Raw genomic sequence first — 9,748 nt, forward strand, 5'->3', positions numbered from 1 at the left:
GGACGGAACGACGCACGATGGCGTCGCCGTCCTGCCCGACGGACTGCTCGGCCCCGGGCTGACCCGGGCGGACGAGCGGGAGGTCCAGCGGCATCGTCAGGCGTCGACCGGCTCGGCCGTGCCCTCGGCGGGAGCGTCGGCCTCGTCGGCCGCACCCTCCTCGATCACCGCGTGCAGCGACAGCTTGCCGCGCGGGTCGATCTCGCCGATCTCGACCTGGACCTTCTGGCCCACGGCCAGGACGTCTTCGACGTTCTCGACGCGACGACCACCGACGAGCTTGCGGATCTGCGAGATGTGCAGCAGACCGTCCTTGCCCGGCGACAGGGAGATGAACGCGCCGAACGTCGTGGTCTTGACGACAGTGCCGACGAAGCGCTCCCCGATCTCGGGCATGTGCGGGTTGGCGATCGCGTTGATCGCCGCACGCGCGGCCTCCGCCGACGGACCGTCGGTGGCGCCGATGTAGACCGTGCCGTCGTCCTCGATCGAGATGTCGGCGCCGGTCTCCTCCTGGATCTGGTTGATCATCTTGCCCTTCGGCCCGATGACCTCGCCGATCTTGTCGACGGGGACCTTCACCGTGATGACGCGAGGAGCGAACGGGCTCATCTCGTCGGGCACGTCGATCGCCTCGGCGATGACGTCGAGGATCGCCAGGCGAGCCTCCTTGGCCTGCGTCAGCGCGCCGGCCAGCACCGAGGCGGGGATGCCCTCGAGCTTGGTGTCGAGCTGGATGGCCGTGACGAACTCGCGGGTACCGGCGACCTTGAAGTCCATGTCACCGAACGCGTCCTCGGCGCCCAGGATGTCCGTGAGCGCCGCGTAGCGGGTCTCGCCGTTCACCGTGTCGGACACGAGGCCCATCGCGATGCCCGCGACCGGCGCGCGCAGCGGCACACCGGCGTTGAGCAGCGACAGGGTGGACGCGCAGACCGAGCCCATGGACGTCGAGCCGTTGGAGCTCAGCGCCTCGGAGACCTGGCGGATGGCGTACGGGAATTCCTCGCGGCTGGGCAGGACCGGCATGAGCGCGCGCTCGGCGAGCGCCCCGTGGCCGATCTCGCGACGCTTCGGCGAACCGACGCGACCCGTCTCGCCCGTGGAGTAGGGCGGGAAGTTGTAGTTGTGCATGTAGCGCTTGCGCGTCTCCGGGGAGAGCGTGTCGAGCTGCTGCTCCATGCGGAGCATGTTCAGCGTGGTGACACCCAGGATCTGGGTCTCGCCGCGCTCGAAGATCGCCGAACCGTGCACGCGGGGCAGGACCTCGACCTCGGCCGAGAGCGTGCGGATGTCCCGCAGCCCACGACCGTCGATGCGGAAGCCGTCCGTGAGGATGCGCTGGCGGATGAGCTTCTTCTGCACCGAGCGGTACGCGGCGGAGAGCTCCTTCTCGCGACCCTCGAACTGCTCGGACAGCTGCGCGACGACCTCGGCCTTGATCTCGTCGAGGCGGTTCTCGCGGGTCTGCTTGTCCGCGATCCCCAGCGCGTCGCTCAGCGACTGCGTCGAGGCGGACTCGACGGCGGCGTAGGCGTCGTCCTGGTAGTCGGGGAACGTCGGGAACGCCTGGGTCTCCTTGGCGGCCTTCGACGCCAGCTCCTGCTGGGCCTGGACGAGCACCTTGATGAACGGCTTGGCCGCCTCGATGCCCTGGGAGACGATCTCCTCCGTGGGGGCGGTGCCACCCTCGAACTTGATGAGGTTCCAGGACTTCTCGGGCGCCTCGGCCTCGATCATGGCGATCGCGACGTCGTCACCCACGACACGGCCGGCCACGACCATGTCGAAGGTGGCGCGCTCGCGCTCGGAGTACCGCGGGAACGCGACCCACTGGTTGTCGATGAGCGCGATGCGCACACCGGCGACGGGGCCGGAGAACGGCAGGCCCGACAGCTGCGTCGAGATGGACGCCGCGTTGATGGCCAGCGTGTCGTAGGAGTCGTCCGGGTGGATCGACAGCACGGTGATGACGACCTGGACCTCGTTGCGCAGGCCCTTGACGAACAGGGGGCGCAGCGGGCGGTCGATCAGGCGGCACGCGAGGATGGCCTCGGTGGACGGGCGACCCTCACGGCGGAAGAACGAGCCGGGGATCTTGCCGGCCGCGTACGACCGCTCCTCGACGTCGATCGTCAGGGGGAAGAAGTCGAACTGCTCCTTCGGGTGCTTGCCGGCCGTCGTGGCGGCGAGCAGCGTCGTCTCGCCGTCCAGGTAGGCGACAGCGGCACCGGCGGCCTGCTTGGCGATGCGGCCGGTCTCGAAGCGGACGGTGCGGGTGCCGAAGCGACCGTTGTCGATCAGTGCCTCAGCGAACTGGATCTCGGGACCCTCCACGGGTGCCCTCCTCTTTGGTGAAGGCGCCGGCCGTCCGCGAGCGATCTTCGATCGAGGCCACCGGACGTCCCCTTGCGGAGCTTCCGGAAGCCACTACCGAGGACCGGACCGAGCGGACCGACGCGGTGTGGTGGTGCAGGTGATGCGTGGTGGAACGACGTGCCGTTACGCCACACCAGCCCGGACCCTGAGCGGGTCCGGGCTGGTGCGAGGCGTTATCGGCGCAGGCCGAGCCGCTCGATGATGCTGCGGTAGCGGTTGATGTCGACCTTCTGCAGGTAGCCGAGAAGGCGACGACGCTGACCGACGAGCAGCAGCAGGCCGCGGCGGCTGTGGTGGTCGTGCTTGTGGGTCTTGAGGTGCTCCGTGAGGTCCTTGATGCGCTGCGTGAGCATCGCGATCTGGACCTCGGGGGAACCGGTGTCACCCTCGTGGGTGGCGTACTCGGTCATGATGGACTGCTTGACGGCACTTTCGAGCGGCACGGTTCTCCAGGTTGTCTCGTTGCGCGGTGCGCCGGGGCATATCCACCCGGGCTCTCTCGTTCCGCGGCCGTTCGTACGGCGCCCATAGACTATCAGGCTGCGGGCTCGCTCCCCGCATCGGCCGGTGTGACCCCGGCCCCGTCGAGGATCTCGCGCACGCGGTCGACGTCGTCCCTCATCTGCACCAGCAGCTCGTCGATCGAGTCGAACCGCAGCGTCGGCCGCAGGCGCTCCACCAGCTCCAGGACGACCACCTCGTCGTAGAGGTCGAGGTCCGTGCGGTCGAGCACGTACGCCTCGACCCGCCGCTGCACTCCGTCGAACGTCGGGTTGGTGCCGATGGACACCGCCGCCGGGAGCACCCGGTCCGGGTCCGCCGCGTCGACCGCGCTCCCGTCCGCGTCCAGCACGCGGCGCAGCCAGCCCGCGTAGACGCCGTCGGCGGGCACCATGCCCTCCGCGTCCTGCGACAGGTTGGCGGTCGGGAACCCGAGGTCGCGCCCCCGGGCGTCGCCGTGCACGACCACGCCGCGCACCCGGTGCGGCCGGCCGAGCACCCGCCCGGCCTGCACGACGTCGCCGGCGTCGAGCAGCTCACGCACCCACGTCGACGACCAGCGCCGGCGCAGCGGGTCGGCCGCGAGGTCCTCGGCGCTGCCGGGGTCGGCCGACTCGGCGGGCGTCACGTCCTCGATGACCTCGACGTCGAACCCGTGCTCGCGGCCCAGCTCGACCATGGTCGACAGGTCGCCGGAGTTGTTCCAGCCGAACMGCACGTCCCGCCCGACCACCACCGTCCGCGCGTGCAGCACGTCCACCAGGTACCGCTGCACGAACTCCTGCGGGGTCTGCCGCGCGAACTCCAGCGTGTACTCGAGCAGCAGGACGGCGTCGAGGCCGGTCTGCTCGAGCAGCTCGAGGCGGTCGGCGTCGCCCGTGAGCAGCGGCGGCGCGGTGTCGGGCCGGTGGACCTGCTGCGGGTGCGGGCTGAAGGTCACGGCGACCGCCTGCGCTCCCGCCGCGGCGGCGTCGGCGCTCATCCGCCGCAGCACGCTGACGTGGCCGCGGTGGACCCCGTCGAAGTTGCCGATCGTCACCACCGACGGACCGAAGTCCGCGGGCACGTCGGACAGCTCCCTCCAGACCTGCACGCCTGCTCCTCGTCGTCCGTGCCCGGGGGTGGAGATCCGGGGCCCGACCGACAAGCCTGCCACCCCGCGGGCCTGGCGCTCGCCAGGCGGTGCCTCAAGCGGGTGCGAACACCAACGCCGGGCGGACCTTGCCGCCCCGCTCCTCGAGCAGCGCGACCAGCTCCCCGTCGGCCCGGATGCCCGCGACGGTCGCGCCGCCCTGGCCCTCGACGACGCCGATCGACTGCCCGTACGACAGCGCGCGCGCCTCGTCGTCGCTGAGGTCGCGCACCGGGAACGTGGCGCGCGCGGCGTCCGCGAGCGGCACGACGTCGATCGGCGCGTCCATCGGCAGGGCGCCGAGCTCGTCCAGCGAGCGCGCCACGTCGAGCCCGTAGCCACCCACCCGGGTCCGCCGCAGGGCGGTCAGGTGGCCGCCGACGCCGAGCCGCGCGCCGAGGTCCCGGGCGAGCGCGCGGACGTACGTGCCCGAGGAGACGACGACGGTGACGTCGACGTCGAGCGCGGCCGATCCCTCGTCGGTCCGCGCCGGCCGCACCCCGTGCACGTCGAACCGGCTGACCGTCACAGGACGCGCGGCCAGCTCGACGTCCTCGCCGGCCCGCACCCGGGCGTAGGCCCGCTGGCCGTCGACCTTGATCGCCGAGACCGCGCTGGGCACCTGCTGGATGGGGCCGGTCAGCTCGGCGACGCCGGCCTCGATGTCCGTCGGCGAGATCGCCGAGGCGTCGGTCACCGTGAGCGGCTCCCCCTCGGCGTCGTCCGTCGTGGTCGAGACCCCGAGCCGGATCGTCGCCGTGTACTCCTTGTCCGCCCCCACGATGTACGTGAGCAGGCGCGTCGCGCGGCCGATGCCGATCACGAGCACGCCGGTCGCCATCGGGTCCAGGGTGCCCGCGTGGCCGACCTTGCGGGTGCTCGCCAGGCGACGCATGCGTGCGACGACGTCGTGGCTGGTCCAGTCGGCGGGCTTGTCGACAACGACGACGCCGTCGGCCGCGGTGGGCCTGCGCTCCCCCGTCGGGTGCGTGCGGTTCACGCGGTGCRCCGCTCGGCGATCCCGTCCTGCACGCACTGCACGAGGGCGTCCAGACCGGCGTCCTCGGCGCGGTGCGCGGGCGCGTCGACCGCGAGCAGCACGTTGATGAGCATCCCCTGCGCGACGAACTGGCGGGCGACGTTCTCGTCGGCGCCCGACCGCTCGCGGAACAGCCGGAACGCCTCGCCCAGCGTGTGGCGGGCGACGCGGCCCACCTCCTCGTCGGCGCCGGCGATGAAGCCGTGCATGACCAGACGCAGGAGGTTGCGGTCGGCCAGCAAGCCGACGTACGCGTCGCCCATGAGCATCCCGGCGTCCGGACCTGCGGGAACGCTGGAGAGCGCCGCGATGATCTCCGCGCTGGCGACCTTGTAGGCCTCGAGGAACAGCTCGCGCTTGGTGCCGAACAGCCGGACCACGTAGGGCTGCGAGACGCCCGCGGCGCGCGCCACCTCGTCGGTGCTCGCGGCGTAGCCGCGCTCGGCGAACACGACGCGGGCCGCGACGAGGATCTCCTCGCGGCGCTGGGCGCCGCTCATGCGCTGGGCGGGCTTCTTCGCGGCCCAGTCGCGGGTCTGGTCGAGAGACATGGTTGACATGTTATCAGCCGATGCCTACGGTCGTCCTTGTTAGTAATCAGTCAATGCCAACAAGGGAGCCACCCGTGACCGTCACGATGCCGGCACCGCCCCGGCCAGCCGCAGCGCCGTCAATCGCGCGCCGCCGTGGCACCGCGATCGCGCTGATCGCCGCGTCCGTCCCCATGTTCATGGCGACCCTCGACAACCTCGTCATGACGACCGCGCTCCCCGTCCTGCGCACCGAGCTCTCCGCGTCGCTCGAGCAGCTGCAGTGGATGGTGAACGCCTACACGCTGAGCTTCGCGACCCTGATGATCGCCGCCGCGACGCTGGGCGACCGCTGGGGGCGCCGCCGGGTGTTCGTCGCCGGTATCACCCTGTTCGGGCTCGCCTCGATCGCGTCGGCGCTCTCGACCAGCGCCGAGATGCTCATCGCCGCCCGAGCCCTGCAGGGTGCCGGGGCCGCCGCGATCATGCCGCTGTCGCTCACGCTGCTCGCCGGCGCCGTCCCCGCCTCCCGCCGCGCCATGGCGATCGGCGTCTGGGGCGGGGTGTCCGGCCTCGGGGTCGCGCTCGGCCCGGTCATCGGCGGCGCCGTCGTCGACGGCATCTCGTGGCAGGCGATCTTCTGGATCAACGTACCCGTCGCGCTGATCGCCGTCCCGCTGGTGTTCTGGGCGCTGCCTGAGTCGTTCGGCCGGCGGCAGCCCCTCGACCTCGCGGGCCTCGCGCTCGCCGGGTCCGGCATCCTCTCCTTGGTCTGGGCGATCATCCGCGGCAACGACGACGGGTGGGGTTCCACCCGCGTGATCGGCGGCCTGGTCCTGGGCGTGCTGCTGATCGGCGCGTTCCTGTTCCGGGAGTCGCGCACCGACCACCCGTTGGTGCCCCTGAGGCTGTTCCGGGTGCGGTCGTTCTCCGTGGCCAACGCGAGCGCGCTGGCGTTCTCGTTCGGGGTGTTCGGGCTGGTCTTCCTGCTCGCGCAGTACCTGCAGATCGGGATGGGCTACACGCCCCTGCAGGCCGGCATCCGCACGCTCCCGTGGACGGCGGCGCCGATGATCTTCGCGCCCATCGCCGGCATGCTGGCACCCCGCATCGGGGTCCGGCCGCTGCTCACGACGGGACTGGCCCTCCAGGCAGCCGGCCTGGCCTGGCAGGGGCTCATCGTCACCAGCGACACGCTCACCTACGCCGACCTGGTGCCCGGGCTCGCCCTGGCGGGCATCGGCATGGGCCTGACGTTCGCGCCCAGCGCCACGGCCGTCCTGTTCGACATGGCTCCCGACGACCACGGCACCGCGAGCTCGGTGAACTCGACGATCCGGGAGATCGGCGGAGCGCTGGGCGTCGCGTCGCTGGTCGCCGTGTTCACCGCCTCCGACGGCACCCTGACAACCGGGGGGTACGTCGCCGGGCTGCAGCCGGCCGCGCTGGTCGCCGCCCTCGTCGTCGCCCTCGGCGCGCTGGTCGTGCTGGTCTGGATGCCGCGAGACACCGGTCGGGTCCGAGCCTGAACGCACAGAACGGCGCCCCCGAGCCGGGGGCGCCGTTCGTGCGTGCCGGTGTCAGTCGTCCGCGGCCTCGTCGTCCGCGTCCGCCTTCTTGTACGGGTCCGAGTCGCCCGCGAAGCTCGCCTGGGCGGCCAGCGCGGCCACCTCGCGGTCGCGGCGAGCAGCCTCGAGCAGCGCGGCGTCGAGCTGTGCGGACGTGTCGGGCAGCGCGTCGAGGTGGAAGTCGAGCGACGGGGTCAGCCGGATCCCGGTCTGCTTGCCCACCTCGGAGCGGATGATGCCCTTCGCGCTCTCGAGCGCGGCGGCCGTGTCTGTGCGTGCGGCGTCGTCGCCGAGCACGGTGTAGAAGACGTCGGCGTGCTGGAGGTCACCCGTGACGCGCACGTCGGTGACCGTCACGAAGCCCAGGCGCGGGTCCTTGATCCGGGTGTCGAGCATCTGCGCGACGACCTGCTGGATGCGCTCGCTGAGCTTGCGGGCGCGGGCGGTGTCCGCCATCGGAACGTTCCTTTCCTCCTGAGAGACCGCAGGGCGGGCGAGGAGGATTCCTCGCCCGCCCTGCGGGCGTTGATCACCGGGGTCAGGCGCGAGGCTTCTCGCGCATCTCCCAGGTCTCGATGGTGTCGCCGATCTCGACGTCGTTGAACGAGCCGAGGCCGATACCGCACTCGAAGCCCTCGCGGACCTCGGTGGCGTCGTCCTTGAACCGCTTGAGCGACTCGATCGTCAGGTTGTCCCCGATGATCTTGCCGCCACGCGTGACGCGCGCCTTCGTGTTCCGTCGGATGAGGCCCGACCGGACGATCGAGCCGGCGATGTTGCCGAACTTCGACGACCGGAAGACCTCGCGCACCTCGGCGGAACCGAGCTGCACCTCCTCGTACTCCGGCTTGAGCATGCCCTTGAGGGCCGCCTCGACGTCGTCGATCGCCTGGTAGATGACCGAGTAGAAGCGCACGTCGACGCCCTCGCGGTCAGCCAGCTCCTCGACGCGCTCCGCGTACTTGACGTTGAAGCCGATGATGATGGCCGAGTCGACCGTGGCCAGGTTGACGTCGTTCTGCGTGATGGCACCCACCCCACGGTGGATGACCCGCAGCTCGACCTCCTCGCCCACGTCGATCTTGAGCAGCGCGTCCTCGAGCGCCTCGACGGCACCCGACACGTCGCCCTTGAGGACCAGGTTGAGGGTCTCGACCTTGCCCTGCTGGAGCGCCTGCGTGAAGTCCTCGAGGCTGATGCGCTTGYGACGCTTGGCCAGGAGGGCGGCACGCTCGGCCGCCTCGCGCTTCTCGCCGATCTGACGCGCGGTGCGGTCGTCCGGCGCCACGATGAACGTGTCGCCGGCGCGGGGCACCGAGGTCAGGCCGAGCACCTGGACCGGACGCGACGGCCCGGCCACGAGGACCGGCTCGCCGTGCTCGTCGAACATCGCACGGACGCGGCCGTAGGCCGTCCCGGCAACGATCGCGTCGCCGACCTCGAGCGTGCCCGACTGGACCAGCACGGTCGCCACCGCACCGCGGCCCTTGTCGAGGTTCGCCTCGATGGCCACACCACGTGCGTCCTTGTCGGCGTTGGCCCGCAGGTCGAGCGCGGCGTCCGCCGTGAGGAGGACGGCCTCGAGCAGCTGGTCGATGCCCTGGTTCTGCTTGGCGGAGACGTCGACGAACATCGTGTCGCCGCCGTACTCCTCGGCCACCAGGTTGTACTCGGTGAGCTGCTGGCGGATCTTGGCGGGGTTGGCCCCCTCCTTGTCCACCTTGTTGACCGCGACCACGATCGGCACGCCGGCCGCCTGGGCGTGGTTGAGCGCCTCGATCGTCTGAGGCATCACGCCGTCGTCGGCCGCGACCACGAGGATCGCGATGTCGGTCACCTGCGCACCACGGGCACGCATGGCGGTGAACGCCTCGTGGCCCGGGGTGTCGATGAACGTGACGGCACGGTCGAGGCCCTCGTGCGTGGTGTGCACCTGGTAGGCACCGATGTGCTGGGTGATCCCGCCGGCCTCGCCCGCGACGACGTCCGTCTGGCGGATGGCGTCGAGGAGCTTGGTCTTGCCGTGGTCGACGTGACCCATGACGGTGACGACCGGGGGCCGCGCCGTCAGGTCGTCGTCGCCCTCGGCCTCGAGCTCGGCGTCCAGGTCGATGTCGAAGGCCCCGAGCAGCTCGCGGTCCTCCTCCTCGGCCGACACCATCTCGATGACGTAGCCGAGCTCGACGGCGAGGGTCCCGAAGGTGTCCTCGTCGAGCGACTGGGTCGCCGTGGCCATCTCACCGAGGTGGAACAGCACGGTGACCAGCGCGGCCGGGTTGGCGTCGATCTTGTCGGCGAAGTCGTTGAGCGACGAGCCGTGGCGCAGGCGGACGACGGTCTTGCCGTTGCCGCGAGGAACCTGCACGCCACCCAGCGAGGGGGCCTGCATCTGCTCGAACTCTTGACGCTTCGCACGCTTCGACTTGCGGCCACGGACGGGACGACCGCCCGCGCGACCGAAGGCACCCTGCGTGCTGCCACGACCGGCACCGCCGGGACGACCGCCGCCGCCACCGGGACGACCGGCGAAACCGCCGCCGCCGCCAGGAGCGCCGCCGGGCGCGCCGCCACCGGCACCGCCGGGACGACCGGCGTAGCC

The 9,748-nt window shown here is 71.3% G+C and carries 8 protein-coding genes; 1 reads left to right on the forward strand and 7 read right to left on the reverse strand.

Translation table 11 applies throughout. The annotated features are described in order from the left end of the window. Nucleotides 1–96 precede the first annotated feature (96 nt). The 5 genes from ACXJKG_RS15720 to ACXJKG_RS15740 form a co-directional block, all read right to left on the reverse strand. Nucleotides 97–2,337: a polyribonucleotide nucleotidyltransferase gene (locus ACXJKG_RS15720; RefSeq protein ID WP_456846684.1), complete on the reverse strand. Its 2,241-nt coding sequence runs from the start codon at nt 2,335–2,337 to the stop codon at nt 97–99. A gap of 215 nt (nt 2,338–2,552) precedes the next feature. Next, nucleotides 2,553–2,822: a 30S ribosomal protein S15 gene (rpsO, locus tag ACXJKG_RS15725; protein ID WP_028049909.1), complete on the reverse strand. Its 270-nt coding sequence runs from the start codon at nt 2,820–2,822 to the stop codon at nt 2,553–2,555. A 92-nt stretch (nt 2,823–2,914) separates the two neighbouring features. Beyond that, complete coding sequence (locus ACXJKG_RS15730; RefSeq protein WP_456846685.1) at nt 2,915–3,973, reverse strand: bifunctional riboflavin kinase/FAD synthetase; 1,059 nt, start codon at nt 3,971–3,973, stop codon at nt 2,915–2,917. A 94-nt stretch (nt 3,974–4,067) separates the two neighbouring features. Beyond that, a complete protein-coding gene (gene truB / locus ACXJKG_RS15735) occupies nt 4,068–5,012 on the reverse strand; it encodes a tRNA pseudouridine(55) synthase TruB (protein WP_456846686.1) in 945 nt (314 codons plus the stop codon). Beyond that, nucleotides 5,009–5,602 carry a TetR/AcrR family transcriptional regulator gene (locus tag ACXJKG_RS15740; RefSeq protein WP_456846687.1) on the reverse strand — a complete coding sequence of 198 codons (594 nt, stop codon included), beginning with the start codon at nt 5,600–5,602 and terminating at the stop codon, nt 5,009–5,011. The genes truB and ACXJKG_RS15740 overlap by 4 nt, the downstream gene beginning before the upstream one ends. 86 nt (nt 5,603–5,688) lie before the next feature. On the opposite strand from ACXJKG_RS15740, the gene ACXJKG_RS15745 reads away from it, so the two are divergent. After that, nucleotides 5,689–7,110, forward strand: a complete 1,422-nt coding sequence (locus ACXJKG_RS15745; protein ID WP_456846690.1) for a DHA2 family efflux MFS transporter permease subunit — start codon at nt 5,689–5,691, stop codon at nt 7,108–7,110. Nucleotides 7,111–7,161: 51 nt separating this feature from the next. On the opposite strand, the gene rbfA is transcribed toward ACXJKG_RS15745, so the two are convergent. Both rbfA and infB read right to left on the reverse strand, forming a co-directional pair. After that, the gene (gene rbfA, locus ACXJKG_RS15750; protein ID WP_456846688.1) at nt 7,162–7,605 is read right to left on the reverse strand and encodes a 30S ribosome-binding factor RbfA; all 444 of its coding nucleotides are present in this window, start codon (nt 7,603–7,605) and stop codon (nt 7,162–7,164) included. A gap of 82 nt (nt 7,606–7,687) precedes the next feature. Beyond that, nucleotides 7,688–9,748, reverse strand: a 2,061-nt coding sequence (gene infB, locus ACXJKG_RS15755; protein WP_456846689.1) for a translation initiation factor IF-2, incomplete at its 5' end; no start/stop codon positions are given.

This window comes from Cellulomonas sp. P5_C6 (assembly GCF_054049635.1).